The organism is Streptomyces sp. NPDC058459 (genome assembly GCF_042721685.1).
Taxonomy (GTDB): Bacteria; Actinomycetota; Actinomycetes; order Streptomycetales; family Streptomycetaceae; genus Streptomyces.
Genome location: NZ_JBHXLV010000001.1, coordinates 100418 through 127333, shown reverse-complemented (window position 1 = coordinate 127333; position 26916 = coordinate 100418). Strand labels below are relative to the sequence as shown.

21 protein-coding genes and 4 pseudogenes are annotated in these 26916 nt (G+C 73.0%); 13 read left to right on the top strand and 12 right to left on the bottom strand.

The genetic code is table 11. From position 1 onward, the window contains the following. Positions 1-38: 38 nt before the first annotated feature. The 3 genes and pseudogenes from ACFWN1_RS00600 to ACFWN1_RS00590 all read right to left on the bottom strand — a co-directional run bounded on the left by ACFWN1_RS00600 (position 39) and on the right by ACFWN1_RS00590 (position 4706). The gene (locus ACFWN1_RS00600) at positions 39-1271 is read right to left on the bottom strand and encodes a branched-chain amino acid ABC transporter substrate-binding protein (protein WP_384356584.1); all 1233 of its coding nucleotides are present in this window, start codon (positions 1269-1271) and stop codon (positions 39-41) included. Positions 1272-1867: 596 nt separating this feature from the next. Continuing rightward, positions 1868-2347 carry a PaaI family thioesterase gene (locus tag ACFWN1_RS00595; protein ID WP_384356581.1) on the bottom strand — a complete coding sequence of 160 codons (480 nt, stop codon included), beginning with the start codon at positions 2345-2347 and terminating at the stop codon, positions 1868-1870. 58 nt (positions 2348-2405) lie between these two features. Then, a pseudogene (locus ACFWN1_RS00590) lies at positions 2406-4706 on the bottom strand (FdhF/YdeP family oxidoreductase). A gap of 165 nt (positions 4707-4871) precedes the next feature. Here ACFWN1_RS00590 and polA point away from each other — a divergent pair. Further along, the gene (gene polA / locus ACFWN1_RS00585) at positions 4872-7595 is read left to right on the top strand and encodes a DNA polymerase I (protein WP_384356578.1); all 2724 of its coding nucleotides are present in this window, start codon (positions 4872-4874) and stop codon (positions 7593-7595) included. A 419-nt stretch (positions 7596-8014) separates the two neighbouring features. On the opposite strand, the gene ACFWN1_RS00580 is transcribed toward polA, so the two are convergent. After that, complete coding sequence (locus ACFWN1_RS00580) at positions 8015-8926, bottom strand: DUF4184 family protein (RefSeq protein ID WP_384356575.1); 912 nt, start codon at positions 8924-8926, stop codon at positions 8015-8017. Between the two features lie 313 nt (positions 8927-9239). Between ACFWN1_RS00580 and ACFWN1_RS00575 the strand changes: the two genes are divergently transcribed. Continuing rightward, complete coding sequence (locus ACFWN1_RS00575; protein ID WP_384356572.1) at positions 9240-11009, top strand: lytic transglycosylase domain-containing protein; 1770 nt, start codon at positions 9240-9242, stop codon at positions 11007-11009. A 9-nt stretch (positions 11010-11018) separates the two neighbouring features. On the opposite strand, the gene ACFWN1_RS00570 is transcribed toward ACFWN1_RS00575, so the two are convergent. Both ACFWN1_RS00570 and ACFWN1_RS00565 read right to left on the bottom strand, forming a co-directional pair. Continuing rightward, positions 11019-13655, bottom strand: coding sequence for an ATP-dependent RNA helicase (locus ACFWN1_RS00570; RefSeq protein WP_384356569.1), 2637 nt, complete (start codon positions 13653-13655; stop codon positions 11019-11021). Positions 13656-13702: 47 nt separating this feature from the next. After that, complete coding sequence (locus ACFWN1_RS00565; RefSeq protein WP_384356566.1) at positions 13703-14509, bottom strand: class I SAM-dependent methyltransferase; 807 nt, start codon at positions 14507-14509, stop codon at positions 13703-13705. Between the two features lie 446 nt (positions 14510-14955). Between ACFWN1_RS00565 and rpsA the strand changes: the two genes are divergently transcribed. The 4 genes from rpsA to ACFWN1_RS00545 all read left to right on the top strand — a co-directional run bounded on the left by rpsA (position 14956) and on the right by ACFWN1_RS00545 (position 18703). After that, positions 14956-16455: a 30S ribosomal protein S1 gene (gene rpsA / locus ACFWN1_RS00560; RefSeq protein WP_161148541.1), complete on the top strand. Its 1500-nt coding sequence runs from the start codon at positions 14956-14958 to the stop codon at positions 16453-16455. Between the two features lie 229 nt (positions 16456-16684). Next, a complete protein-coding gene (locus ACFWN1_RS00555; RefSeq protein WP_384356562.1) occupies positions 16685-17623 on the top strand; it encodes a PAC2 family protein in 939 nt (312 codons plus the stop codon). Positions 17624-17654: 31 nt separating this feature from the next. Next, on the top strand, positions 17655-18272 hold the full coding sequence (coaE, locus tag ACFWN1_RS00550; protein WP_384356559.1) for a dephospho-CoA kinase: 618 nt from the start codon (positions 17655-17657) through the stop codon (positions 18270-18272). A gap of 50 nt (positions 18273-18322) precedes the next feature. Beyond that, positions 18323-18703, top strand: coding sequence for a tetratricopeptide repeat protein (locus ACFWN1_RS00545; RefSeq protein ID WP_384356556.1), 381 nt, complete (start codon positions 18323-18325; stop codon positions 18701-18703). Positions 18704-18713: 10 nt separating this feature from the next. On the opposite strand, the gene ACFWN1_RS00540 is transcribed toward ACFWN1_RS00545, so the two are convergent. Together ACFWN1_RS00540 and ACFWN1_RS00535 are read right to left on the bottom strand one after the other, a co-directional pair. After that, a complete protein-coding gene (locus ACFWN1_RS00540; protein WP_384356553.1) occupies positions 18714-19037 on the bottom strand; it encodes a DUF6343 family protein in 324 nt (107 codons plus the stop codon). A gap of 352 nt (positions 19038-19389) precedes the next feature. Beyond that, positions 19390-20025 carry an RNA-binding S4 domain-containing protein gene (locus ACFWN1_RS00535; RefSeq protein ID WP_384356550.1) on the bottom strand — a complete coding sequence of 212 codons (636 nt, stop codon included), beginning with the start codon at positions 20023-20025 and terminating at the stop codon, positions 19390-19392. Between the two features lie 141 nt (positions 20026-20166). Between ACFWN1_RS00535 and ACFWN1_RS00530 the strand changes: the two are divergent. Both ACFWN1_RS00530 and ACFWN1_RS00525 read left to right on the top strand, forming a co-directional pair. Continuing rightward, positions 20167-20373 (top strand): annotated as a pseudogene (locus tag ACFWN1_RS00530) (YfcC family protein); the annotation flags it as partial. Between the two features lie 46 nt (positions 20374-20419). Next, positions 20420-21118, top strand: a complete 699-nt coding sequence (locus ACFWN1_RS00525) for a uracil-DNA glycosylase (protein WP_384356547.1) — start codon at positions 20420-20422, stop codon at positions 21116-21118. A 21-nt stretch (positions 21119-21139) separates the two neighbouring features. Here the strand turns inward: ACFWN1_RS00525 and ACFWN1_RS00520 are convergent, their stop codons facing one another. Next, on the bottom strand, positions 21140-21637 hold the full coding sequence (locus ACFWN1_RS00520; protein ID WP_384356544.1) for a GNAT family N-acetyltransferase: 498 nt from the start codon (positions 21635-21637) through the stop codon (positions 21140-21142). Positions 21638-21758: 121 nt separating this feature from the next. On the opposite strand from ACFWN1_RS00520, the pseudogene ACFWN1_RS00515 reads away from it, so the two are divergent. The 5 genes and pseudogenes from ACFWN1_RS00515 to ACFWN1_RS00495 form a co-directional block, all read left to right on the top strand. Further along, positions 21759-21962, top strand: a pseudogene (locus ACFWN1_RS00515) (nucleotidyltransferase domain-containing protein); the annotation flags it as partial. Between the two features lie 24 nt (positions 21963-21986). Continuing rightward, positions 21987-22136: a hypothetical protein gene (locus ACFWN1_RS00510; protein WP_384356541.1), complete on the top strand. Its 150-nt coding sequence runs from the start codon at positions 21987-21989 to the stop codon at positions 22134-22136. 129 nt (positions 22137-22265) lie between these two features. Continuing rightward, positions 22266-22448: pseudogene (locus tag ACFWN1_RS00505) on the top strand (hypothetical protein); the annotation flags it as partial. Between the two features lie 238 nt (positions 22449-22686). Next, positions 22687-23331 (top strand): DUF899 domain-containing protein, encoded by a 645-nt coding sequence (locus ACFWN1_RS00500; RefSeq protein WP_384356538.1) that lies wholly within the window; start codon positions 22687-22689, stop codon positions 23329-23331. A 126-nt stretch (positions 23332-23457) separates the two neighbouring features. After that, positions 23458-23685, top strand: coding sequence for a hypothetical protein (locus tag ACFWN1_RS00495; protein ID WP_384356535.1), 228 nt, complete (start codon positions 23458-23460; stop codon positions 23683-23685). On the opposite strand, the gene ACFWN1_RS00490 is transcribed toward ACFWN1_RS00495, so the two are convergent. The 3 genes from ACFWN1_RS00490 to ACFWN1_RS00480 form a co-directional block, all read right to left on the bottom strand. Next, positions 23651-25513 (bottom strand): ABC transporter ATP-binding protein, encoded by a 1863-nt coding sequence (locus ACFWN1_RS00490; protein ID WP_384356599.1) that lies wholly within the window; start codon positions 25511-25513, stop codon positions 23651-23653. The two genes, ACFWN1_RS00495 and ACFWN1_RS00490, sit on opposite strands and share 35 nt — an antisense overlap. 233 nt (positions 25514-25746) lie before the next feature. Then, positions 25747-26169 carry a hypothetical protein gene (locus tag ACFWN1_RS00485; protein WP_384356532.1) on the bottom strand — a complete coding sequence of 141 codons (423 nt, stop codon included), beginning with the start codon at positions 26167-26169 and terminating at the stop codon, positions 25747-25749. Beyond that, positions 26166-26831: an ATP-binding protein gene (locus ACFWN1_RS00480; RefSeq protein WP_384356529.1), complete on the bottom strand. Its 666-nt coding sequence runs from the start codon at positions 26829-26831 to the stop codon at positions 26166-26168. Before ACFWN1_RS00480 ends, ACFWN1_RS00485 begins: the two co-directional genes overlap by 4 nt. Between the last annotated feature and the right edge of the window lie 85 nt (positions 26832-26916).

Here is a 26916-nt window from a genome sequence, read left to right as displayed (position 1 = left end):
CTTGAGCGCCCCGCGCGGCTCGGCTCGTGCGGTGTGGGTCAGGAACCGTTGTAGGTGCCGGACTCCACGGCCTGCCAGGCACCGTCCTTGACGGAGTAGACGGTGAGCTGCTTGTTGGTGGCGTCGCCGAACTCGTCGAAGGAGACCTTGCCGGTCACACCGTCGAAGGAGACGTTCTGGAGGGCGGCGGTGACCTTCGCGCGGGCGTCGGAGGGCAGCTTGCCGCCGTTGTCGTCGACGACCTTCTTGACGGCCTCGATGATCGACCAGGCGGAGTCGTAGGAGTAGCCGCCGTAGGCCGCGTAGTCCTCCTTGTAGCCCGCTGCCTTGTAGTCGGCGACGAACTGCTTGGCGGAGGGCAGCGTCTCCACCGGAGCTCCGACGGAGGTGGCGTAGTCACCGGTGGCGGCGGGGCCGCCGAGCTTGAAGAAGGTGTCGTCCTTGATGCCGTCACCGCCGACCAGCGGGACCTTGGCGCCGGCGGCCTTGATCTGCTTGGTGAGCGGGCCGGCCTGCGGGTACTCGCCGCCGTAGTAGACGACATCGGCGCCGGAGGTCTTCACCTTGGTGGCGACCGCGGAGAAGTCCTTGGTGTCGGGGTTGATGTGCTCGGTGCCGACGACCTTGCCGCCGAGCTTCTTGAACGCGTCGGTGAAGGTGGCGGCGAGACCGGCGCCGTAGGTCTTCTTGTCGTCGATGACGAAGACCTTCTTCTTCTTGGCCTTGTTGAAGACGTACTCCGCCGCGTACGGGCCCTGGATGGCGTCGGTGGTCGCGGTGCGGAAGTACGACTTGTACTGACGCACCTTCTTGTTCTGCCAGTCCGTGCCCTGGGTGAGGCCGGGGCCGGTGTTGGCGGGGGAGACCTGGGCCAGCTTGGCGTCGTCGAGGACCTTCTGCATCGACTCGGCGACGGAGGAGTTCAGCGGGCCGACGACGCCGAGGACGTTCTTGTCGGTGACGAAGGCGGTGGAGTTCTGCTGGCCGGACGAGGGCTGGGCCTGGTCGTCCTTGGCGTCGACCTTGAAGGTGACGCCCTTGACGAACTCCTTCTTGTTCGCGGTCTTGGCCGCGAGGTCCACCGAGTTCTTGATGCCGAGGCCCAGCGCGGACAGGTCGCCGGTCAGCGGGGCGTCGATGCCGATGGTGACGGTGGTGCCGCCCTTGGCGTCGGAGCCGTTGTCGCCGCTGTCGCGCGAGCCGCAGGCTGTGAGGGTGAGCGCTCCCGCGGACAGCGCGGCGGTGATGGCGATGAGCGAACGTTGACGCACGATCAGTCCTTTCCCTGGACGACCGCATCCCCATGGAAACGGTCGAGCCGCGCGCCTGGCCGAAAAGCGAATCCGGGGCGCGGTGACTGGCCGTGACTCTAAGCGGGTGCGGGGAACGTGGAGGAGAGCTTGACCAAGGCTGTGACGCTCTTGTTATGACACGAGGTAATGCAGAGCGGTACCCCCTGGGTGGAACGCAGGAATTCCAGCCGATTCGCCCTGTCCACATACTGAGAACCCGCAGGCCCCGCCGTCAACTGTTCAGGCGTCTCAGAGGTTTTGGTGATGACGGTGCACTTTCGAAGACGAAACTCCGGGCCTGTATTGCGCGCGTATTACGCAGCGTCACTTCCAGGAAAGGCGGCCCGGCGTTTTCGGGCACGTATTCGCATTCCGTGACACAGGTGGTCACGGCGGTCGCGTCCTGCCGAGGCGCGTGGCCCGAAAATGCCGCCGGCCGACGGCGCGGCGCCGGCGCCTGCGGTGGCCGAAATCGGTCGGGTGCGGCGCCGCCGGGCGGCGGACCCGGGCCGTCCATGAAGCACCCCGCCCCATGCCGAAGCCACGGCGGGGGGCGGGGCGGGGTGCCGGGCGGGTCAGCCCTTGGCCACGGCCTCGCCCGCCGGGAGGTCGCGAAGCAGGCAGGTCAGGCGGGCAGTGCAGACGCGGCGGTCCCGGTCGTCGGTGATGACGATCTCGTAAGTCGCCGTCGAGCGGCCCCGGTGGACGGGGGTGGCGACGCCCGTGACCAGGCCGGAGCTGGCGCCCCTGTGGTGGGTGCAGTTCAGGTCGACACCGACGGCGATCTTGGAGCTGCCGCCGTGCAGCATCGAGCCGACCGAGCCGAGGGTCTCGGCCAGCACCGCGGAGGCGCCGCCGTGCAGCAGTCCGTACGGCTGGGTGTTGCCCTCCACCGGCATGGTGCCGACCACCCGCTCCGGCGCCGCCTCGATGATCTGCACGCCCATCCGCGTCCCGAGGTGACCGGCGGAGAACAGCGCGGGCAGGTCCACGCCCAGCGCCGCGTACTCCTCGATGATCTCCTGCGGGAACTGCGTCCGCTGCTGCTCACCCATGCCCGGCTCCGTTCTCGTGCGCCTGTCCGGCGGCGTCCTCGTATCACTGAGCGAACGCTCAGTCGGTCGCCGATTGTTCCAGACGGCCTTCCTGGCACGCCTCCAGCCGGACCACCACGGACTTGCCGGCCGGGGTGTTGCTGGTGTCGGCGGTGGCGTCCAGCGGCACCAGCACATTGGTCTCCGGGTAGTACGAGGCCGCGCAGCCCCGCGCGGTCGGGTAGTGCACCACGCGGAAGCCGGGTGCGCGCCGCTCCACCCCGTCGCTCTACTCGCCCACCAGATCCACGTAACTCCCGTCCGCCACGCCCAGTTCACGGGCGTCCTCGGGGTGGACCAGCACCACCCGGCGGCCGCCGGTGATGCCCCGGTAGCGGTCGTCCAGGCCGTAGATGGTGGTGTTGTACTGGTCGTGCGAGCGCAGCGTCTGGAGCAGCAGCCGGCCCTCGGGCAGCTCCGGGTGCTCCACCGGCGCCGCCGTGAAGTTGGCCTTGCCGGTGGCGGTGGGGAAGCGCCGCTCGTCGCGCGGGGCGTGCGGCAGCGTGAAGCCGCCGGGGTGGGCGACGCGGGCGTTGAAATCCTCGAAGCCGGGGACCACCCGCGCGATGCGGTCGCGGATCGCCGCGTAGTCCCGCTCGAACTCCTCCCACGGCACCGCGCTGTCCGGCAGCACCCGCCGCGCCAGCCGGGCCACGATGGCGGGCTCGGACAGCAGCCGGCCGCTCGCGGGCGCCAGGCGTCCACGGGAGGCGTGCACCATGCCCATGGAGTCCTCGACGGTGACGAACTGCTCGCCGCCCGCCTGCACATCTCGCTCGGTGCGCCCCAGCGTCGGCAGGATCAGCGCGCGGGCACCGGTGACCACGTGCGAACGGTTCAGCTTGGTCGACACATGCACGGTGAGCCGGGCCCGCCGCATGGCCGCCTCGGTCACCTCGGTGTCGGGGGAGGCGGAGACGAAGTTGCCGCCCATGGCGAAGAACACCTTCGCCTCGCCGTCCCGCAGCGCGCGGATGGCCCGTACGACGTCGAAGCCGTACTCGCGCGGTGGTGCGAAGCCGAACTCCCGCTCCAGCGCGTCCAGGAAGGCGGGCGCGGGCCGCTCGAAGATGCCCATCGTGCGGTCGCCCTGCACGTTGGAGTGGCCGCGCGCCGGGCACACCCCCGCCCCGGGACGGCCGATGTTCCCGCGCAGGAGCAGGAAGTTGACCACCTCGCGGATGGTCGGCACGGAGTGCTTGTGCTGGGTGAGGCCCATGGCCCAGCAGACGACGGTCCGCTCCGAGGCGAGCACCATCTCAAGGGCCCGCTCGATCTCAGCGCGGGGCAGGCCGGTCGCGGTCAGGGTCTCGTCCCAGCCGGCCTTGGCCGCCGCCTCGGCGAACTCCTCGAAGCCGTGGGTGTGCTCGCGGACGAACTCCTCGTCGACCGCGCCGTCCGTCTCCAGGATCAGCTTGTTGAGGAGGCGGAAGAGGGCCTGGTCGCCGCCGAGGCGGATCTGCAGGAACAGATCGTTGAGCGCGGCGCCCTTGAGCATGCCCTGCGCGGTCTGCGGGTTCTTGAACCGCTCCAGGCCCGCCTCGGGCAGCGGATTGACGCTGATGATCTTCGCGCCGGACGACTTGGCCCTCTCCAGCGCGGAGAGCATGCGCGGGTGGTTGGTCCCCGGGTTCTGCCCGGCGACGATGATCAGGTCGGCCCGGTACAGATCCTCCAGCAGGACGCTGCCCTTGCCGATGCCGATCGTCTCCGAGAGCGCCGAACCGGACGACTCGTGGCACATGTTGGAGCAGTCGGGCAGGTTGTTCGTGCCCAGCTCACGGGCGAACAGCTGGTACAGGAAAGCCGCCTCGTTGCTGGTGCGCCCCGAGGTGTAGAAGACGGCCTCGTCGGGTGAGCCGAGAGCCGCGATCTCCTCGGCGATGATGCCGAAGGCGCGCTCCCAGCTGACCGGCTCGTAGCGGTCGGCACCCTCGGGCAGGTACATGGGGTGGGTGAGGCGGCCCTGCTGGCCCAGCCAGTAGCCGCTGCGCCCGGCCAGGTCGGCCATCGGGTGCGCGGCGAAGAACTCCGGGGTGACCCGGCGCAGGGTGGCCTCCTCGGCCACCGCCTTGGCGCCGTTCTCGCAGAACTCCGCCAGGTGCCGGTGCTCCGGCTCGGGCCAGGCGCAGCCGGGGCAGTCGAAGCCGTCCTTCTGGTTCACCCGCAGCAGGGTCAGCGCGGTGCGCCGCACCCCCATCTGCTCCCGCGCGATCTTCAAGGAGTGCCCCACCGCCGGCAGTCCCGCCGCCGTGTGCTTCGGCTCCCCTGTCCGCGGCGCGTCCTGCACCGGATCGCCCTTGGGCGGCTTCGTCGCCATCGCCCGCTCCTCTTCGGTCGTCCTTCTCACATCCGGGTCCCCCGGCCCGCTGACAAGCATGCCCCGCGAGCGCCGGCGGGGGGAGCCCTGTGGACAACGTGCGGGATCGTCCGGCGGACCGGTTCGCGGCCTCGGCTGTCAGTGGGGCGTGGCAGGATCGGGGGCGTGGCAGAGACAGCATCGAAGAAGACCGGCACCCCTCCCGGCGGCCGACCCCGCCTCATGCTCATGGACGGGCACTCACTGGCGTACCGCGCGTTCTTCGCGCTGCCCGCGGAGAACTTCACCACCGCGACGGGCCAGCCGACGAACGCGATCTACGGTTTCGCCTCGATGCTTGCCAACACCCTGCGTGACGAGGCGCCCACGCACTTCGCGGTCGCCTTCGACGTGTCCCGCAAGACCTGGCGCTCCGAGCGGTTCACCGAGTACAAGGCGAACCGCTCCCAGACCCCGGACGAGTTCAGGGGCCAGGTCGGGCTGATCGGCGAGCTGCTGGACGCGATGCACGCGCCCCGCTTCGCCGTGGACGGCTTCGAGGCGGACGACGTCATCGCCACCCTCGCCACGCAGGCCGAGGCCGCGGGCTTCGACGTGCTGATCGTCACCGGCGACCGGGACTCCTTCCAGCTGGTCAGCGAGCACACCACGGTCCTCTACCCGACCAAGGGCGTCTCGGAGCTGACCCGCTTCACCCCGGAGAAGGTCTTCGAGAAGTACGGGTTGACGCCCGCGCAGTACCCCGACTTCGCCGCCCTGCGCGGCGACCCGTCCGACAACCTGCCCGGAATCCCCGGCGTCGGTGAGAAGACCGCCGCGAAGTGGATCAACCAGTTCGGCTCGTTCGCGGAGCTGGTCGAGCGGGTCGAGGAGGTCAAGGGCAAGGCCGGGCAGAACCTCCGCGACCACCTGGAGTCGGTCAAGCTCAACCGCGTCCTGACCGAGCTGGAGCGCGACGTCGAGCTGCCGAGGACGGTGGCGGACCTCGGCCGTGAGCCGTACGACCGCAAGACCGTGGCGGCCTTCCTGGACACTCTGGAGATCCGCAACCCCTCGCTGCGCGAGCGCCTCTTCGCGGTCGACCCCGGCGCCGAGGAGGCCGAGGCCACCCCGGTCGTCGCGGACGGCATCGAGGTGGACGGCACGGTCCTGAGCACCGGCGAGCTGGCCGGCTGGCTGGCCGGGCACGCCGCCGGGCCGCTGGGCATGGCCACGGTGGACACCTGGGCGCTGGGCTCCGGCTCGGTCGCCGAGGTCGCCCTCGCCGCCGCCGGGGGAGCGGCCGCCTTCTTCGACCCCGCCGAGCTGGACGAGGCCGACGAGCGGGCGTTCGCCGACTGGCTGGCCGACCCTGCCCGCCCCAAGGTGCTGCACAACGCCAAGGGCGCGATGCGCGTGCTGGCCGAGCACGGCTGGCGGGTGGAGGGCGTGTCCATGGACACCGCGCTCGCCGCCTACCTGGTCAAGCCCGGCCGCCGCTCCTTCGACCTGGACGCGCTCTCGCTGGAGTACCTGCACCGCGAGCTGGCCCCGGCCGCCGCGGCCGACGGCCAGCTGGCGTTCGGCACGGACGACGGCGCCGAGGCCGAGGCACTGATGATCAAGGCCCGCGCCATCCTCGACCTGGGGGAGGCGATGGACACCCGGCTCGCCGAGGTGGGCTCCGCCGACCTGCTGCGGGACATGGAGCTGCCCACCTCCGCGCTGCTCGCCCGCCTGGAGCGGCACGGCATCGCGGCCGACCGCACCCATCTGGAGACGATGGAGCAGACCTTCGCGGGCGCCGTTCAGCAGGCGGTGAAGGAGGCGCACGCGGCCGCCGGGCACGAGTTCAACCTCGGCTCGCCCAAGCAGCTCCAGGAGGTCCTCTTCGGCGAGCTGGCGCTGCCCAGGACCAAGAAGACCAAGACCGGGTACACCACCGACGCCGACGCCCTGGCCTGGCTCGCCGCGCAGACCGACAACGAACTGCCGGTCATCATGCTCCGCCACCGGGAGCAGGCCAAGCTCCGCGTCACGGTCGAGGGCCTGATCAAGACCATCGCCGCCGACGGCCGTATCCACACCACCTTCAACCAGACGGTGGCCGCGACCGGCCGGCTGTCCTCCACCGACCCCAACCTGCAGAACATCCCGGTCCGCACCGACGAGGGCCGTGCGATCCGCCGGGGCTTCGTGGTCGGCGAGGGCTTCGAGTCCCTGATGACCGCCGACTACAGCCAGATCGAGCTGCGCGTCATGGCCCACCTCTCCGAGGACGCGGGCCTGATCGAGGCGTTCACCTCCGGCGAGGACCTGCACACCACGGTCGCCTCCCAGGTGTTCTCCGTCGGCCGGGACGCGGTGGACGCGGAGATGCGCCGCAAGATCAAGGCCATGTCGTACGGCCTCGCCTACGGTCTGTCCGCCTTCGGCCTCTCCCAGCAGCTGAACATCGACGCCGGCGAGGCCCGCGTCCTGATGGACACCTACTTCGAGCGGTTCGGCGGGGTGCGCGACTATCTGCGCCGCGCGGTCGACGAGGCGCGGGCGACCGGCTACACGGCGACCCTCTTCGGCCGTCGCCGCTATCTGCCCGACCTCAACAGCGACAACCGCCAGCGCCGCGAGGCCGCCGAGCGGATGGCGCTGAACGCCCCGATCCAGGGCACGGCCGCCGACATCGTCAAGATCGCGATGCTCGATGTGGACCGGGCGCTGCGCGAGGCGGACCTCAAGTCCCGCATGCTGCTCCAGGTCCACGACGAAATCGTGCTGGAGATCGCCCCCGGCGAGCGCGCGGCGGCCGAGGAACTGGTCCGCCGCGAGATGGCGAACGCGGTCAGCCTGCGGGCGCCGCTGGACGTCTCGGTGGGCGTCGGCCCGGACTGGGAGTCGGCGGCGCACTGAGCCACCCCGGACCCCGCGGGAGGCCACCCTCCCGCGGGGCTTCACTCCCGTGGCCCCCGCCAGAACGCAGCCCCGGCCCGCCACCCGCGAGACTGCGGGCATGGGTATACGCATGCCGCACCGCCCGAGGCCCGCCCCGCGGCACGGCAGTACGGAGCGGGCGGACACCGGGCCGGAGCCGGACGCGTCCCGGACGGCGGTGCCCGTCGTCGCGGCCGACGCCAGCGCCGCCCGCCACCCCGCGAGCCCGTGGACCCGGCTCCGCGGCGTGGGCACGGACGCCGGGCGCGCCCTGGCCGCCCACGCCCACCGCCTTCCCGACCGGCGCACCCGGGCCGACCTCGCGCGCGGCTGTCTCGCGCTGCTGCGGACCCGCCTGCCGAAGGCGCGTCCCCGGCACACGCTCACCGTGTTCGTGGTCACCCTGACCGACCGCCCCGCCCCGGCGGGCCCACACCGACCGACACCTGGCCCTCGGCGGACTCCCCGCCCGAAGCGGCCGAAGCACCTGTAGTGCCCGTAGTGCCTGGCGCCCGGGCGGGCCGCCACATCCGCACCGCCCCCGCGTACAGCGGCACCCCGAGCAGCAGTCCGGAGCCCGCGCCGAAGCACACCGCCGGCACCAGCTCCCAGGCCTTGGCGACCGCGCCCCAGTACGCCCACCAGCGCACGGCCCGCAGCATCGCCGCGCCCAGCGCGCAGCCGGCGAGCAGGGCCACCGCCCAGCACCGGTCCCGTACCGAGAGCGGGGGCACCCCCACCGGCTCGCCGGCCGGGGCCGAGCGGACCGCCCGTACCAGGAAGACGGCGATGCCGGCGGCGGCCAGTGCCGAGGTGCCGTACTGGAGCCACTGGAAGAGGGGAACTCCGGCCATGGTGCGGGCGAGTGCCGGGACCAGTTCCGTACCCCAGCGGTCGTGGTGGGTGAAGGCGTCCCAGACCACGTGCGTGAGCGCGCCGAGCGTCGCCGACACGTACCACCACAGCGCCGGCCCGGCCCGGACCCCCGCGCGAGGCGCCCCGCAGCGCAGCAGGGCGGCGGGCCTCGGCTGCCAGGACCGGGGCAGCAGCGCCACCAGCGGCTCGCGCACCAGCAGCCAGAGCGCCACCAGCGCCCAGGAGCTCAGCACGTCCACGGTGAGCACGCCGGCGAGGGAGTGCGTGAACGTCCCGAACTCCATCGCCTCCGGGCGGACACTGGCCGCGTAGTAGGTCGGGTCCGGCGCGAAGGAGCCTGCGACGAGCACGGACGGCACCAGCGGGCCCCGCCCGGTCCCGTCGCGGCGGACGGCGGGCAGTACGGCCGCGGCATGGCTGAGTGTGAACGGCAAGGAGTCCTCCCGGAACGGCCGGCGCGAGCCGCGCCGGTGATCGCGCGCCCAGTATGCGTGCCACGCCCTCATCGGCCGGGCGAGCGGCGGGAGTCGGCCGAGTCCGGAAAACGTGGGCGTCACGGGTGCCTCGGGGCAAGGGTGTTGACGTAGGGTCGGCCGGGGCACAGCTGTCGTGCACACGGCCAGGTGACCCACCACACAGACCTCGGTGCGGCACACCGGGCAACCGCCGCACCGGCTCGGCCGTCACACCAGGGTCGGGACAAGCGCATACGGACGTCCGAGGCGTCCAAGGGGAGGGGTTCACTCTATGGCGGCGCACATCGGCAGGCGGCTGCGCAAGGGAGCGGCGACGACCGCGGTGGCCGCGTTGGCGGTCGCGGCACTCTCCGCGTCCCAGGCTCCGGGAGCGACCGGCGCCCCCGACCCCCTCCAGACCAGCGCCGGCAACAGCACCCCCGTCCCGGAGGCGTCGGCCGGCGACAACGCCACCGGCAACTCCCCCTACTACACGGACCTTCCGCCGCTGGACAGCCCCGCCCCGAGCCCGTCGGCGGTCATCGGCACGCCCGTCTCCCGGGGCAAGGGCGAGGCGGGCATCCCCGCGACCGTCCTCGACGCCTACAAGAAGGCCGAGGCCGAACTCCGCGCCTCCAAGCCCGGCTGCAACCTGCCCTGGCAACTCCTCGCCGCCATCGGCAAGGTGGAGTCCGGCCAGGCCCGGGGCGGCCAGGTGACAGCCGACGGCACCACCATCGGCCGGATCATCGGCCCCCAGCTCGACGGCAACGGCTTCGCCCTGATCAAGGACACCGACCACGGTGTCTACGACGGCAACAGCTCCTACGACCAGGCCATCGGCCCCATGCAGTTCATCCCGTCCACCTGGGCCTGGGCGGGCCGCGACGGCAACGGCGACGGCAAGGCCGACCCGGACAACGTCTACGACGCCGCGCTCGCCGCGGGCCACTACCTGTGCCGCTCCGGCTGGGACCTCTCGCGGGAAGGCGACCTGCACACCGCGATCCTCAGCTACAACAACTCCACCGACTACCTCGACCTGGTCCTGAACTGGATGGAGTACTACCGCAAGGGCACCCACTCCGTCCCGGACGGCAGTGGCCGCGTGCCCACGCACCGCAGCGACGACGGCCGCCCGCGTACCGGCACGCCCGCCGTGCCGCACCAGGCCGGACCGAAGCCGCCCCGGTCCGAGCCCGCGAAGCCCACGAAGCCGGCCGACCCGCCCGAGGACACCCCGAGTCCGCAGCCGCCCACACCCGGCAGCCCCACGCCCGACCCGCCCACCCCGACGCCCCCGCCCACGCCGTCCGACACCGTCGACCACCTCACCTCCCCCGACCTGGACGGCACCGAGCTGACCGCGACGGCCGGAGATGTCTTCGCACGCCGGGCCGCGGCCCGCGCGGTGACCAAGAACGGCAGGTCCGTGGCCAAGGTGCGGGTGCGCTTCACCATCACCGGTGACACCGACACCACCTTCAGCGGCGGCGAGAAGGTGGCCACCATCGTCACCGACGCCAAGGGCGTCGCTCTCGCGCCGGAACTCCGCGCGGGGGAGAAGGCCGGCACCTTCAAGATCACCAGCGCGGTCGTAGGTCATCCCGTCAAGGGCGTCGACTACACCGCCACGGTCGCCCCGCGCCCCGCCGACAAGCTGGTCCGCACCACCGACACCCCGCTGAGCTGCGCGCCGGGCGGCGAGTTCGCTGAACGGGTCCAGGTGAAGGCGACGTACAAGGGCGCCCCGGCGGCCAAGGTCGGTGCCACCGCCACGCTGGTCAAGTCCGCGGACAGCACCGCAGCGAACATCGCCGGGCCCTACTTCAAGGACGCGGACGGCCGGCCCGTCCGCACCCTCACCGGGCTCACCACCGACGCCGACGGCATGCTGACGCTGCCCGAGCTGTACGCGGACCTCTTCAGCGGCACGTACCTGCTCCGCGTCACCACGCCGGGCGGCGGGAGCGTCACCGTCGAACTGGAGGTCGCGCCCGGTGCGACCACCTCCGCGAGCCCGTCCCCCGGCCCGTCCCCCAGCCTGACGGCCAGTTCCTGAGGGCGGGTCTCACCGCTTGAGCCGGGCCGTCGTGTGGCGGGTCGGCTCGGCGGTGGCCGGGTCCTCGGGCCAGGGGTGCTTCGGGTAGCGCCCGCGCAGCTCGGCCCGGACCGCCCGGTAGCCGTCCCGCCAGAACGAGGCGAGGTCCGCCGTCACCGCGGCGGGCCGCCCGGCGGGCGACAGCAGATGCACCAGCAGCGGCACCCCGGCCACCTCCGGGCTCTGCCGCAGACCGAACATCTCCTGCAACTTCACGGCCAGCACCGGCCGTTCGGGGTCCGCGTAATCGACCCGGACCCGCGACCCGCTCGGTACGGCGATCCGCTCGGGTGCCAGCTCGTCCAGCCGGACCGCCTCCCCGCCCGCCCACGGCAACAGCCGCGCCAGCGCCTCCCCCGTGTCGATCCGCCCCAGGTCCGCCCGGCGCCGGGCACGGCCCAACTCCGGCTCCAGCCAGGCGTCCGGGCGGGCGAGCAGCGCCTCGTCCGACACGTCCGGCCACGGCTCCCCGAGCCGCGCCCGCAGGAACGCCAGCCGCTGCCGCAGCACGCGAGCCGACTCCGGCCACCGCAGCAGCCCCAGACCGTCCCGGGCCAGACCGTCGAGCAGGGCGGCCCGCACCAGCCCGGCGTCGGCGTCCCTGATCGGCCGCACGGCCAGCTCCACCGCCCCCAGCCGCTCGACCCGCCGCGCCATGACATCGCCGTCCGCCCAGCGCACCTCGTCCCGCTCCGTCAGCAGCGAAGCGGCGGCGGCCCGCGCCACGTCCTCCCGGACGGCGGCCCCGAGCCGTACCCGACCGTGCCCCTTCCCCACCGGCCGGTCCGCCACAGCCACCACGATCCACGGCGCGCCGCGCAGCGCCGACCCCTCCGCCGGCTCGACCCGTGTCCCGGACACCATCAGATAGGAGCCCCCGTCCCATCGGGCGATCCGCTCGGGGAAGGCGAGGGCGGCGACCTGGCCCACGGTGGCGTCGTCACCGGAGGAGGTGAGAGCCGGGCCGGCCGCAGGGCGCCGCTCGGAGCCCGTTCCCGCCACGGCCGGGCCTGAGGCGCCGGCCGGCCGAGCCGCCGCGCCCGCACCGGCCCCGCCCCCCGGCGTGCTCCGCACCTCTCGCTCCGCGCGGTTCGGGACGCTGTCGTCCCGCTCCGCCGCGCGCCCGGCCGCCCCGCGCAGCCGCCGCACCTCCGCCGCCCACCGGCTCGCGTACGCGTCGCCGCCCCGGCGGGCCCTGCGCAGCGCCGCCGCGAGGTCGTCGCCGTACTCGCGCGGCACCTCCTCCGACAGGAGGGCGACCGTTTCCGCGCCTGCCTCGGGGGCGTCCAGCAGGGCCCGGCCCAGGCGGGGGTGTACGCCCAGACGGGCCAGGCGGGCGCCCCGTGGTGTGGTCCGGCCGGCGGGGTCGAGGGCACCCACCGCCGTCAGGACCTCCCGTGCCGCCGCCATCGCCCCGGCGGGCGGGGCGTCCAGCAGGGCCAGGCCCGAGGCGTCCGGGTCGCCCCAGCAGGCGGCCTGGAGGGCGAAGGCCGTCAGATCGGCGACCTTGATCTCCGGGGCCGGGAAGGCGGGCAGCCGGCTGTCCTCGGCCTGGGCCCAGCACCGGTACACCGCGCCGGGCGCCTCCCGCCCGGCCCGGCCCGCGCGCTGGGCACCGGCCGCGCGGGACGCCCGTACCGTGGCGAGACCGCTCAGACCGCGCGCGTGATCCACGCGGGGCTCCCGCGCCAGGCCCGAGTCGACCACGACACGGACACCCGGCACCGTCAGGGAGGACTCGGCCACCGAGGTCGCCAGGACCACCCGGCGCCGTTCGCCGGGGGAGAGCACCGCGTCCTGCACGGCGGCCGGAGCGCGGCCATGCACCTGGAGCACATCGACACCGGGCAACTGCCCCAGCTGCCCGGCCACGCGGGCGATCTCCCCCACTCCGGGCAGGAAGCACAGCACGTCACCCGTCCGCTCGGCCAGCGCCCGCCGCACCACCGAGGCCACCTGCGCGAGCAGTTCCGGGTCCACCCGCATCCCGTGCGGCGGCCGTACCGGACGGGCGGGCGGTGCCCACACCACGTCCACGGGATGCGACACACCTGCCACCTCCACCACCGGCGCGTCGCCGAGCAGCCGGGACCAGCCCTGCGCGTCCGTGGTCGCGGAGGCGGCCACCAGGCGCAGGTCGGGCCGGAGGGTCTGGCGTACGTCCCAGAGGAAGGCGGCCGCCGTGTCCGCGTCCAGCTGCCGCTCATGGCACTCGTCCAGCACCACCACGTCCGTGCCCGCCAGCTCCTGGTCCCGCTGGAGCCGCTGCAGGAGGACACCGGTGGTCACGACCTCCACGCGGGTACGGCGCCCCACCACCCGTTCGCCGCGCACGGTGTGGCCGACGCTTTCGCCCGGCTTCTCGCCCAGCAGCCACGCCATCCGCCGGGCCGCGGCCCGCGCCGCGATCCGGCGGGGCTCGGCCACCACCACCCGCCGCGCCGGCCCCTCGCCGGCCAGCCCGGCCAGCACCAGCGGCACGAGCGTCGTCTTGCCGGTGCCGGGCGGCGCCACCAGCACGGCGGTGCCCCGCCCGTCCAGCGCGGCGGTCAGGTCGGGCAGAGCGGAGCGCACGGGCAGCGCGGCGAGGGCGTCGTCACGGATCACGCCCCCAGTGTCGTACGCCGTCCTGACCGCCGGGGATTCAGTCCCGGTCAGTCCCGTTCGCAGACGAAGATCGCGGTACCGGGGATCAGGTTGCCGCGCAGCGGGGACCAGCCGCCCCACTCGGAGGTGTTCCAGGCCGGCCACTCCGGCTCCACCAGGTCCACCAGCCGGAAACCGGAGCCCACGACGTCCCGGACCCGGTCGCCGACCGTGCGGTGGTGCTCCACATAGACGGCGCGCCCGTCCTCGTCCTGCTCCACGTAGGGAGTGCGGTCGAAGTAGGACGACGCCACCGAGAGCCCCTCCGGGCCCGGCTCGTCCGGGAACGCCCAGCGGATCGGATGCGTCACCGAGAACACCAGCCGGCCGCCCGGCCGCAGCACCCGGCGCACCTCGCGCAGCACCAGCCGGGGATCGGCCACGAACGGCAGCGCACCGTACGCCGAGCACACCAGGTCGAAGGAGGCGTCCGCGAAGGGCAGCGCGCCCGCGTCGGCGCACACCAGCGGGAACTCCGACCCGATGCGCAGCGCGTGCTGGAGCTGCCGGTGGGAGAGGTCGAGCGCGACCGGACGGGCCCCCTGGGCGGCCAGCCAGCGCGCGCACTGCGCCGCGCCCGCGCCGATCTCCAGCACGTCCCGGCCCTTCAGCTTCTCGGCCGGACCGAGCAGCTCGGCCTCCACCTCGTCCAGACCCTCCGGGCACCACACGAAGCGGTCGTCACCGAGGAAGGTGCCGTGCTCGACCTGGTACTCGTCGGCGTTGCGGTCCCACCAGCCACGATTGGCGGTGCTGCTCTCCGCGACCCCGGCGTCACGGCGGGTGGCTTCCGGCTCCGATCCCTCTGACCCCACCGGTCCCTCTGACCCCAGGGGCCCCTCTGGTCCCTCTGGCCCGTCCGGGTCGTGCCCCACACGCTCTTGGATGATCCGCTCCCTCGTCGTACTCTTCCGTCCACCGGCCTCCCGGACAGGTGCCACGGAAGGGATCGCACGGTCACGCGTGCCCGGTCAGGACGATTCCTTCGCCGGATATGCGGTGATCCGTCCGCGCTGTGCGCCTTCGCGCATTGACCCTGCCCGGCTGCCCCCGTATGCTACAAGTTGCGCTGCGGGCCTGCGCACCTCAGACGTAGCAGGTCGCGCTCGCATCTGTATGTATCCCTCGGTTCTCGAGGCGCCACCGGGCATCCGGTGCTCAAGTGGCGCTTCCTTGGCTGTCCGGCTTCTGCAGAGCGAAACGGGCTCCCGGCGTAAGCAGTACCTACGACTTCAATGTCCGTACCGGAGCCCTTTCCCACATGACGAGCAGCACCGAGACCACCGCCACCACCCCGCAGGTTGCGGTCAACGACATCGGTAACGAGGAAGCCTTCCTCGCCGCGATCGACGAGACGATCAAGTACTTCAACGACGGCGACATCGTCGACGGCGTCATCGTGAAGGTCGACCGGGACGAGGTCCTGCTCGACATCGGTTACAAGACCGAAGGTGTCATCCCGAGCCGCGAGCTCTCGATCAAGCACGACGTCGACCCGAACGAGGTCGTCAAGGTCGGCGACGAGATCGAGGCCCTTGTTCTCCAGAAGGAGGACAAGGAAGGCCGCCTGATCCTCTCGAAGAAGCGTGCCCAGTACGAGCGCGCCTGGGGCACCATCGAGAAGATCAAGGAAGAGGACGGCATCGTCACCGGCACCGTCATCGAGGTCGTCAAGGGTGGTCTCATCCTCGACATCGGCCTCCGTGGCTTCCTGCCGGCGTCCCTCGTCGAGATGCGTCGCGTCCGCGACCTCCAGCCCTACGTGGGCAAGGAGCTCGAGGCGAAGATCATCGAGCTGGACAAGAACCGCAACAACGTGGTCCTGTCCCGCCGTGCCTGGCTGGAGCAGACCCAGTCCGAGGTCCGCCAGACGTTCCTCACGACCCTGCAGAAGGGTCAGGTCCGCTCCGGCGTGGTCTCCTCGATCGTCAACTTCGGTGCCTTCGTGGACCTGGGTGGCGTCGACGGTCTCGTGCACGTCTCCGAGCTGTCCTGGAAGCACATCGACCACCCGTCCGAGGTTGTCGAGGTCGGCCAGGAAGTCACCGTCGAGGTCCTCGACGTGGACATGGACCGCGAGCGTGTCTCCCTGTCGCTGAAGGCGACGCAGGAGGACCCGTGGCAGCAGTTCGCCCGTACGCACCAGATCGGTCAGGTCGTCCCGGGTAAGGTCACCAAGCTCGTCCCGTTCGGTGCGTTCGTCCGCGTGGACGAGGGCATCGAGGGTCTGGTCCACATCTCCGAGCTGGCCGAGCGCCACGTGGAGATCCCGGAGCAGGTCGTCCAGGTCAACGACGAGATCTTCGTCAAGGTCATCGACATCGACCTCGAGCGCCGCCGCATCAGCCTCTCGCTGAAGCAGGCCAACGAGGCCTTCGGTGCCGACCCGGCCTCGGTCGAGTTCGACCCGACCCTGTACGGCATGGCCGCGTCCTACGACGACCAGGGCAACTACATCTACCCCGAGGGCTTCGACCCCGAGACCAACGACTGGCTCGAGGGCTACGAGACCCAGCGCGAGGCGTGGGAGGGCCAGTACGCCGAGGCGCAGCAGCGCTTCGAGCAGCACCAGGCCCAGGTCATCAAGTCCCGCGAGGCGGACGAGAAGGCCGCTGCCGAGGGCGTCGACACCCCGGGTGCGGCTCCGGCCGCTTCGGGTGGCGGCTCGTACTCCTCCGAGGGTGCGGACACCTCCGGTGCCCTGGCTTCGGACGAGGCGCTTGCCGCGCTGCGCGAGAAGCTGGCGGGCGGCCAGAGCTGATCGCTCACCGCTGAGGTTCAGCCGGTAGTCATGGCTGAGGGACTCGTACCCTTCGGGGTGCGGGTCCCTCAGGCGTTTCCGGTGCGTTGTCAGGTGGCGGCTCGCGGGGGTCGAGCGCGCGGTCCCCGCGCCCCTGAGGGAGCCGATGCTCAGCCCTGTTCGGCGATCTTGGGAATGCGGGCGGGCCGCCTGGTGTTGGGAGAACTGGACACTAGGAGGGGCGGTCATCGTGGTTGATCCGCAGGATTTGTTCGCATGGGAGCCGAAGGGGCTGGCCGTGGTCGACATGGCGCTGGCCCAAGAGTCGGCCGGGCTGGTCATGCTCTACCACTTCGACGGATACATCGACGCGGGGGAGACGGGCGGCCAGATCGTCGAGCGCGTTCTCGAAGCGCTGCCGCACCAGGTCGTGGCCCGCTTCGACCACGACCGGCTGGTCGACTACCGGGCCCGCCGTCCGCTGCTGACCTTCCAGAAGGACAGCTGGACCGGCTACGAGGTGCCGGCCATCGAGGTCCGCCTCGTCCAGGACGCCACCGGCGCCCCCTTCCTCGTGCTGTCCGGACCCGAACCGGACGTGGAGTGGGAGCGGTTCGCGCTCGCCGTCCAGCAGATCGTCGAGCGGCTCGGCGTCCGGCTGTCCGTCAACTTCCACGGCATCCCGATGGGCGTGCCGCACACCCGTCCCGTGGGGCTCACCCCGCACGGCAACCGCACCGACCTGGTCCCCGGCCACCGCAGCCCCTTCGAGGAGGCCCAGGTGCCGGGCAGCGCCGCCGCGCTGCTGGAGTACCGGCTCGCCGAGGCCGGGCACGACGTCCTCGGTGTCGCCGCGCACGTCCCGCACTACCTCGCCCGGTCCGCCTACCCGGACGCGGCACTGACCGTGCTGGAGGCGGTCACCGCCGCCACCGGCCTCGTGCTGCCCGGCGTCGCCCACGGCCTGCGCACCGAGGCCCACCGGACACAGACGGAGATCGACCGGCAGATCCGCGAGGGCGACGAGGAACTGACCGCGCTCATCCAGGGCCTTGAGCACCAGTACGACGCGGCGGCCGGGGCGGAGACGCGCGGCAACATGCTCGCCGAGCCGGTGGAGATCCCCTCCGCCGACGAGATCGGCCGCGAGTTCGAGCGCTTCCTCGCGGAGCGGGAGGGCGAGGCGTAGGTCCGCAGGGGGCAGGGTCTAGGCTCCCGGCATGGTGAAAGTGGGGCTGACCGGCGGCATCGGGGCCGGCAAGAGCGAGGTGTCACGGCTGCTCGTGGAGCACGGGGCCGTGCTGATCGACGCGGACCGGATCGCGCGGGAGGTCGTCGCGCCGGGCACACCGGGTCTCGCGGCCGTGGTGGAGGCGTTCGGACCGGAGATCCTCGGCGAGGACGGCGCGCTGGACCGGCCCCGCCTCGGCTCCATCGTCTTCGCGGACCCCGAGAGACTGGCCGTCCTCAACTCGATCGTGCACCCCCTGGTGCGTGACCGGTCCCGCGAGCTGGAGAGCGCCGCCGGCGCCGACGCCGTGGTCCTCCACGATGTCCCGCTCCTCACCGAGAACGGCCTGGCGCCGCTGTACGACCTCGTCGTCGTCGTGGACGCGAGCCCCGAGACCCAGCTCGACCGGCTGGTCCGGCTGCGCGGGATGACGGACGACGACGCCCGCGCCCGGATGGCCGCCCAGGCGAGCCGCGAGCAGCGCCGGGAGATCGCCGACATCGTGATCGACAACGACGTGCCGCTGGACGCGCTGCGGCAGCGGGTGGCGGAGGTCTGGGCCGAGCTGACGCGACTCGCGGCCACGCGGAGCGGTGGCACGGAATAGCCGTTCCGCTCCGAGGCGTTGAAACGACGGAGTGAGGGAAGGACTTCGCCGTGCCCGAGATCAGTGGTTCCGCCGGACGTACTCCGGAGACGGATGTCATCGACTTCCGCGCCGCCGAGCACCTGCTCGACGCGCGGGACCCCAGAGGCGCGGTGAAGCTGCTCGACGAAGTGATCGCCGCCCACCCCGAGAACACCGCCGCCCGGCTGCTGCGGGCCCGCGCGTTCTTCGCCGCCGCGCAACTGCGGCCCGCCGAGCTCGAATTCACGGTGGTGCTGGAGCGCGAGCCGGACAACGCCTTCGCCCACTTCGCGCTGGGCCGCACCTATGAGCGCCAGGGCCGGGCCGGTCAGGCCAGACGCCACTTCCGGCTGGCCGCCGCGCTCGATCCCAACCCGGAGTATCTGCGGGCTGCCCGCTTCGACTCCTGAGCCCTGTCCCTCAGGGGTGATGGTGCCGGGGCGCCGGCAGGCGCGGGAAACCTCGCCGCCGGGGTCGAACCGGGGGCGCGTCGTGCACCGGCTCGTACGGGGGTACGTCGCGCCCCGGCTGGTAGTGCGGGCCCTGCCGCATATGGCGGATGACCTGGATCAGGTCGACCGTGACCACCAGCCACAGCAAGGCACACGCCACCGCCCAGCCGGTCCGTCCGACGAGGGCGAAGGCCACCGTGCCGAAAACGGTCCAGGCGAACCCCCACACGCTGAGCCACAACCGAGCCCGCAGCGCACTGCGCGCGGTCGCCGGTTCACTGCCGGTACGCATCAGCTCACCTTTCCTCTCCTGTCCTCTCCTGTCCTCTCCTGTCCTCTCCTGCGAGATACTCCGGGTTCCCGCAGGCTGATGGATTGACTCGAACGAGTGGTTCGCGGTCGGACGGGAACAGGCGAGCGAAGATCGTCCGTTTTCCTGCCATGACAGTCGAGATGCGTGACGGACATCAGGGCACGGGCCCCGGGGCGGTCAAGGGAGCAGTTCGAAGCCGCGCTGGAGGACGCGGGGCTGCGAGTGGACGCCTGACTGACCGAGGACGGGACGACCTGGGTGAGGGCGGTGCCCACGAGCTGAGCGGAGCGAGCGGGAAGGTGCGGGCGGGTGTCCGGCTGACACCGGTGGCTCAGTGGGCCGGGCGGCGCCTGCCGGGGTCGGGGGCGTCGGGGCCAGCGGGGGTGTCAGGGGTGCCCAGGCCGCGCAGGCGCTCCAGCTCGCGGCGGTCCCGCTTGGTGGGGCGGCCGGCGCCCCGGTCGCGGATGCCGACGGGGGCCACCGCCTCGCGGGGCGGCGGAGGGGGTGAGTTGTCGATGTAGCACTGCGCCGCCACAGGGGCACCGACGCGCTTGCGGATCAGCCGCTTGACGATCACGACGCGCTCCCGGCCCTCGTGCCGCAGCCGTACCTCGTCGCCCACCCGCACGGAGTACGCGGGCTTCACCCGCTCGCCGTTCACATGGACATGGCCGCCCCGGCACGCGGTGGCGCCCAGGGAACGCGTCTTGACCAGGCGCACGGCCCAGACCCAGCTGTCGATCCGCACCGTCTCCCCGGCGGCGAGCCCGGCGGCCTCGGCGGCAGCCACCGCGGCGGCGGTGCCAGGGTCGGGCACCGGCACCCGCGGAGCGGCGGAATCGCGGGTGCCGGGGCTGTCCGCGTCCTGCGGGGAGTTGGAGCCACGGGTTCCGGTGCTGTCCGCGTTTTGCGGGGCGCCGGAGCCGCCGGTGCCGTCGCTGTCCGCGTCCTGTGAAGCGAGTGCCATGTTGCCGACCCTAACGCCCGCCCGCCCCCGGCCGGGACCCGTTCTCCCACCACCCCTACGCCCCACCCCGGATGCGGCCGGCCTCCAGGCACCGGAGGCGGTTGCCGAGGTCGGCCGGGAACGAGGGGGGCGCGACGTGTCCTGCCGCTGGTCTTCCTGATCCCCTGCAACTCGGGTCAGGCCACGCTCGCCGTGCCGGTCCTCGCCCCGCTCGCCGACTCAGCCGGGGTGTCCCGCGCGGTCGTCGTCACCGCCTGGCAGGCGTCGAGCGGCTGGATGAACCTCTGGGTGCCGACCACCGGCGTCGACATGAGTGCTGTCGCCCTCGCCGAGGTGGGCTACGACCAGCTGGGACCTGCGGTTCGCCTGGCCGGGCCGGTCTACCGTGAGGGACATGGACGACAGTCGTGCCCTCGCCCGGCTGGACCGGCGCCTCACCGAGTGCCGGGCCTGCCCGCGCCTGGTGGAGTGGCGTGAGGAGGTGGCGCGTACCAAGCGGGCCGCGTTCGCCGACCGGACGTACTGGGGGCGCCCGGTGCCCGGCTTCGGACCGGCCGACGCCCGCCTGGCGATCATCGGGCTGGCCCCCGCCGCACACGGCGGCAACCGCACCGGCCGTATGTTCACCGGCGACCGCTCCGGCGACGTGCTCTACCAGGCCCTCCACGACCTGGGCCTCGCCTCCCAGCCGGCCTCGGTCGCCCGCGACGACGGGCTGGAACTGTACGGCGTCCGGGTCACCGCGCCCGTGCACTGCGCGCCGCCCGCCAACAAGCCGACGCCCGGTGAGCGGGACACCTGCCGGCCCTGGCTGGTGCAGGAGCTGAAGCTGCTCCGGCCGACGCTCCGAGCCGTCGTCGTGCTCGGTGCCTTCGGCTGGCAGGCGGCGCTGCCCGCGCTCACCGAGGCCGGCTGGACCGTACCCCGGCCCCGCCCCGCCTTCGCCCACGGCACCCACGTGGCTCTCGAAGGCGGCCTCGGCCTCTACGGCTGCTTCCACGTCAGCCAGCGCAACACCTTCACCGGCCGCCTCACCCCGCGGATGCTCCGCGAGACCCTGGGAGCGGCGGCGCGGACGGCGGGCCTGCTCTGACCGCTGAGGGGTCGCGACCGCTCAGGGCCGCCACACGTACCGCACGTCCGGCTCGCCCTCCTCGTTGCCGCTGCCGTCGGTGCGCTCGACGGCGACGAAGCCGTGGCGCTCGTAGAAGCGGTGCGCGGGCTCGTTCACCTGGAACGTCCACAGCGTCAGCCCGCCCGGCACGCGCTCCTTGGCCAGCGCGACGAACCGGTCATCGAGGCCGCGTCCACGGTGCGCGGGGTCCAGGTAGAGCTGGGACAGCAGGCCCCCGTCCAGAACCATCATGCCGACGATCGCGCCGTCCTCCGCCTCGGCCACCCAGGTCTCGCGCAGCGGCACGACCACGTCCCGGATGTGGGCGCGGACCTCGTCGTCCGAGCGCGGCCGGACGACGCCGGGCAGCGCGGCGGCGAAGGACCGCAGCCAGACGTCGGCCGTGGCGCGGGCGTCCGCCGGTGCCGCCCGGCGCAGCAGGACCGTCACCTCCCCGCCTCCCGGACAGAGACCGGGCACGGTGAAACGGCGGCTCATGGCGGCTCCCTCGAAGCGCGGGCGGACGACCGCCCATCATCGGCGCCTGGCGCCACCCGCGCACCCGATTAACGCCCGGCACGCCGTACGCTTCCGGCGACAGCCTCTCCAAGGAGCAGCCGTGCCCGCCCTCTCCGACGCCGACTTCCTCTCCGCCACCGCCGACCACCTCGCCGGGCTGCCCACCGTCCGGGCCGTCGCGCTCGGCGGATCACGGGCCCAGGGCACGCACACCGGGGACAGCGACTGGGACCTCGCCGTGTACTACCGGGGCGGCTTCGACCCCGCCGGCCTGCGCGCCCTCGGCTGGGAGGGCGAGGTCTCCTAGGTCGGCGGCTGGGGCGGCGGGGTGTTCAACGCCGGGGCGAACGAGAAACGACTGCTGGAACGTGCCGGACTGCGCGCCATCGACCAGGTGACCGGCGCCCTCACCCCCGGCACCCTGGTGCGCGCGGTAACCGAGGCGGAGGAGATCCTGCTCACGCCCCCACAGCCCTGACCCGGCATCTTTCACCTCCCCGAAATCCGGGCGTCGCAGCCACCGCCGCGCCACGCCCTACCCTGGAGGGACCCCACCACTCGGGCACCGTCGTCCGAGGGCCCCCGCCCTCGTACGAGAAGGAGCCCCGTGTCGCGCCCCGCCGTCCGGTCACTTCCGCTGTGGCTCGCCCATGCCTTCCGCGCCCAGCGCGGCCCCGTGCCGTGGAGCGCGGTGGTCCGGGGCGCCCTCGCCGCCGGACCGCTGCTCCTCGCCGGGGTCCTCGCCGGACTCACCGCCGAGGGCGTCCTCGCCGCGACCGGCGCGATGCTCGTCGACACCACCACCGCCTGCGCCGTCCACCTGGACGACACCGGCCGCCTCACCCCACGGCACACCGGCCGCCTCCGGTCCGCGCTGCGGGAACTGGAGGCCGGGGGCCGGGACTGGGCCGGGCTGCGCACGGCCGCGTAACCGCTCGCCGTCCGGCGGAGAAAATCCGTCGTGCGGCGATGAGTTGTGCGTCTTTCCACGGTCAGCACCCGGAACAGACCGTAGGACAGGAGGGCCCATGTCACTTCCGGAGATCGTCACGCGCGAGCGGTGGCGGGCGGCGCGCGAGGAGTTACGGCGCAAGGAGGAGGCGGTCGAGCGGGCGCGGGCCGCGCTCGACGCCGAGCGGCGACGGCTGCCCATGGTGGAGGTCCCCACGGAATACGTCTTCGAGGGCGGCGACGGCAAGGCCACCCTGCTCGACCTTTTCGGCGACCGCGCCCAACTCGTCGTCCACCACTTCATGTTCGCCCCGGAGCAGGAAGCCGGCTGCCCCTGCTGCGCCGCCTTCCTCGACCAGCTCGGCCACCTCTCCCACCTCCGGGCCCGCGACACCGCCTTCGCGGCCGTCTCGCTCGCGCCGTTCACCCGCCTGCTGCCCTTCAAGGCGCGGATGGGCTGGACCGTGCCGTGGTATTCCTCCTGCCACAGCGACTTCAACCGCGACTTCGAGGCCACCTTCGACCGCGACGGCGCCCCCGCCGAACGCCCCGGCCTGAGCAGCTTCCTGCGCGACGGCGACCGGGTCTTCCACACCTACTCGGTGTACGACGACGCCCTCGACGGCCTCGGCACCCTCTCCGGGCTGCTCGACCTCACCGCGTTCGGCCGCCACCCGCACGGCAGCGACCGGCTCCGCCTGCACGACGAGTACGAGCACTGAGCGGAGACCCACGTTCGGCTGTGAACCGGTGTCGGCCATGTCTCAGTCCCGTCACCGGGCGAGGCGAACACCCCCTCCAGCGCGTTGACTTCGGTAAGCACGACGCATGACTGGAGGTGCGAGACGGTGATCGGGCGGACCGTGCTCGAACGCTTTCCCGCAGGCGGCCCGCGCGGCTCATGGCCCGCGGAGGAGTTCGCGCAGGCGCGACGGCAGGAAGGCGTACCCGCCGAGGTCGTGATGGATCTGGCGAGCGACACCTTCCTGGTGATCCTGCGCGGCGCCGGCGGCGTGGACCGAAGCGTGGACATGAGCGGACTCAGCCGCGCTTCGGCGCCGGGACGGCGGCCGTGAACTGTCCGGCCTGGAGGGCGTACAGCTCCGCGTAGACCCCGCCCCGGGCGAGCAGCTCGTCCGGGGCGCCGGATTCCACCAGCCGGCCCCGCTCCAGCACATGCACCAGATCGGCGTGCCGGACCGAGGCGAGCCGGTGCGTGATCAGTACGACGGTCTGCCCGCCGGCCGCCAGCGCGCGGATCTTCTCGAACACCGCCAGCTCGGCCCGCGCGTCCAGGGCCGCCGTCGGCTCGTCGACGATCAGGATGTCGCCGCGCCGGTAGGCGGCCCGTGCGATCCCGAGCCGCTGCCACTGGCCCCCGGACAGCTCGTGGCCGCCGGTGAAGTTCCGGGCCAGCAGGGTGTCCAGGCCGCGTGGCAGGCCCGCGACCACCTCCTCGGCACCGGCCTCCGTGACCGCCGCCGCCAGCCGCTCCTCGGCCAGCGGCACGGAGGAACGGCCCACCGCCACGTTCACCCGCGCGGTGAACGGCCACCGTTTGAAGTCCTGCGCCACCATCGCGACCCGTTCGGCCAGCAGCCGCCGGTCGGCCCGTGCCGCGTCGACCCCGTCCCACAGCACCCGCCCCCGGTCCGGCGCGTACAGGCCCGCGAGCAGCTTGACCAGGGTCGTCTTGCCCGAGCCGTTCTCCCCGACCAGCGCGATGATCCGGCCCATGGGGAGGCTGAGGCTGACCCCGTCCAGTGCGGGCCGCGCCGACTCGCCCGGGTAGCTGAACGTGACGTCCTCGAAACGGATCTCCTTCGGCTCCTCCGGCAACTCCTCACCGCCCACCGGGATCGCCCGCTCGGCCGCCTCCACGTACAGCCGTTGCAGATCCCCGACGAACAGCGCCTCCTCGTGCAGCTGGTTGACCTCCAGCACCAGCGTGTCCAGGCTCCCCGACCCGGTACGGATGGCGATGACCGCGGTACCCGCCACCGACAGCGCCATCGCCCCCGCCAGCAGCAGGCCGCCCAGGGTGGCGTAGGTGGCGAGCGTCGCCAGCCCCGTCCACGCGGCCGCCGCCAGGCCCGTGCGGGCCGCCAGCCGGGACAGCCGGGCCTGCTCCGCCTCCGCCGTCTCCGACATCGCCCGGTAGTGCCGCAGCAGGAACGGGCCGACCCCGTGCACCCGGATCTCCGGCGCAGCCCCCGGCTCGGTCAGCAGACTGCCGATCAGCTGCCCGGCCCGCACATGCTGCACCCAGGTGTGGAACGACTCGTAGCGCCGCCGCGCGTTGGTCAGGGCGCTCCAGGCGCTGGGCAGCGTCATGGTGACCAGCAGCGGCAGCAGCGCGGGGTGCAGCACGGTCAGCACACCGGCGGCCGCGACCAGTGAGATCAGCGCGTTGATCACCCGCGCGCTGTAGGAGATCATGTGGCGTGCCGAGCGGGCGCCGTACTGCGCGGTGTCCAGCAGCTTGTGGAAGGCGTGGTCCTCGATCGCGGCCAGCTCCACATCGGCCGCCCGCTCCAGATACAGCTCGGTCGCCACCCGCTCCACCTTGGGCTCCAGGCGCCCGGTGGCGTAGGTGGAGGCGGCCCGCAGCAGCGCCGCCACCAGCATCATCGCGGCCATCACCGCGAGGGCGGGTACGGCGGCGCGCAGCCGGTGCCCGATGTCCGGGCCGGTGAGCAGGCTGCCGAGCGCGCTGTTCACCGCCAGCAGGCTCACCGCCTGGGCCAGACCCCGGCCCACCTCGGCCGCCAGCACGGTCCGCGCGGCCCCCGGGTCCGCCTGCCGGGCCAGCCGCAGACTGGACGCCAGCATGCCCGGAAGCCGCCGCACCATCGACCGGAAACTCAGCTCCAGGAAGGCTTCGGCGTGCTCGTTCCACCCCATGTCGTACCGGAGCGGGCCGCCGAACAGCAACCGCTCCGACTCCGACAACTCCGGCCCGCCCGCCTCGTCCTGTACCGCGGGCCCGTCCTGCCCCCGTCGCTGCCGCACCGCGAACCTCCCCTCGCCGTGACCGAACGGCCACTATCCCCGCGGGCGCCCGGAACAGGCAGAGCGCGAGCGGGGGTTACGGGGGCGTACGGGGGTGCGCGGGGGGCGGCCCGAAGCGGGGGCCGTCAGGCGGATACGGGCCGGGACCAGTCCGGGGTCGTGCCCGTGACCCGGCACAGGGCCAGATACAGCGGGATCGGCGGGGTGTAGGGGATCGTGCCCGCGGGGCGGCGCAGCAGACGGGCGTTGCCCGGGACGGGGGCGCCGGCGGCGTACTCGGCGGGGGCGGGCCAGGGGAGGGCGTAGTCGGAGTCCGCCGGAACGAGCCACCACCAGCGCCCGCCCTCGGCGTACACGCAGCCCACCCGGGGCAGCCGGGGGACGATCAGCGCCGCCAGGCGGTCGGGCATGGCCACGGCGTCGCAGCCGAGCGGGGCGGTCATCCCCTCGGGCACCGGCGGTCCCGGGGCCCGCCCGGGGGCGGGGCGGCCGCGTCCGAGGCGTACCAGGGTGTCCAGGCCGAGCGGCTGCCCGGCGGCGCCGGTCACGACCGGCTCCCGGTGTCGTGCCGCGCGGTGGCACGGGTGAGCTGCTCCGGTACCCGCGCGTGACGAGCGGTGTCGGCGCGTTCGTCCTCGCCGGGGGCGCGGACCGGGTGCGGCTCGCCGCGCGTGCCCCAGCCGAGGTCGTGGCGTGGCTCGGCGCCGGTGTGCCCGTCCGTCGCGGGGCCCCGCTCCAGCTCGGCCCAGACCAGCAGGCCGGGCCCGTCCTCCTGGGCACCCCAGGCCCGGCACAGGGCGGCGACGAGAAGCAACCCCCTCCCGTGCTCCTCGTCGGGCCGCCGCTGCGCGGGGTGGGGCTCGCCGGGCGCGCACCCCTCGTCGCGTACGGCGATACGCACCAGACCGTCGTGGTCGCGCAGTTCGCACACCACACGACTGCTCGCGGTGTGCACGATGGCGTTGGTGACCAGCTCGGACATGACCAGGACCGCGCTGTCGCAGGTGTCCGCGCATACCGACCAGCCGGTCAGCCGGGCCCGCGCCAGACGTCTGGCCTGGGCCGGAGAGCCCGGATGCGCGGCCAGCTCGAAGCGGAACCGGTGGTCGGCCCCGGCGGGGGCCGCTGCCGGGGCCGTTGCGACGCCGAGACGGGAACGGTCTGCGGCGGAGTCTGTTCCTAAGGGCGCGGACGGAATCACGCTTGCCACTATCTCCCCGCCGCGAACACTTGGCAAGTGTCACTCTGAAAAGTGCAGAGTGCTGTATGACGGTGTGAACGGCCATGGCACACTG

Excerpts from the sequence above, each read along its gene's own strand:
- ACFWN1_RS00595 (WP_384356581.1), bottom strand. The coding sequence starts at position 2,347 with ATGGGTGAGCAGCAGCGGACGCAGTTCCCGCAGGAGATCATCGAGGAG.
- ACFWN1_RS00575 (WP_384356572.1), top strand. The coding sequence starts at position 9,240 with ATGGCGGCGCACATCGGCAGGCGGCTGCGCAAGGGAGCGGCGACGACC.
- rpsA (WP_161148541.1), top strand. The coding sequence starts at position 14,956 with ATGACGAGCAGCACCGAGACCACCGCCACCACCCCGCAGGTTGCGGTC.
- coaE (WP_384356559.1), top strand. The coding sequence starts at position 17,655 with ATGGTGAAAGTGGGGCTGACCGGCGGCATCGGGGCCGGCAAGAGCGAG.
- ACFWN1_RS00540 (WP_384356553.1), bottom strand. The coding sequence starts at position 19,037 with ATGCGTACCGGCAGTGAACCGGCGACCGCGCGCAGTGCGCTGCGGGCT.
- ACFWN1_RS00535 (WP_384356550.1), bottom strand. The coding sequence starts at position 20,025 with ATGGCACTCGCTTCACAGGACGCGGACAGCGACGGCACCGGCGGCTCC.
- ACFWN1_RS00525 (WP_384356547.1), top strand. The coding sequence starts at position 20,420 with ATGGACGACAGTCGTGCCCTCGCCCGGCTGGACCGGCGCCTCACCGAG.
- ACFWN1_RS00520 (WP_384356544.1), bottom strand. The coding sequence starts at position 21,637 with ATGAGCCGCCGTTTCACCGTGCCCGGTCTCTGTCCGGGAGGCGGGGAG.
- ACFWN1_RS00500 (WP_384356538.1), top strand. The coding sequence starts at position 22,687 with ATGTCACTTCCGGAGATCGTCACGCGCGAGCGGTGGCGGGCGGCGCGC.
- ACFWN1_RS00490 (WP_384356599.1), bottom strand. The coding sequence starts at position 25,513 with ATGGGGTGGAACGAGCACGCCGAAGCCTTCCTGGAGCTGAGTTTCCGG.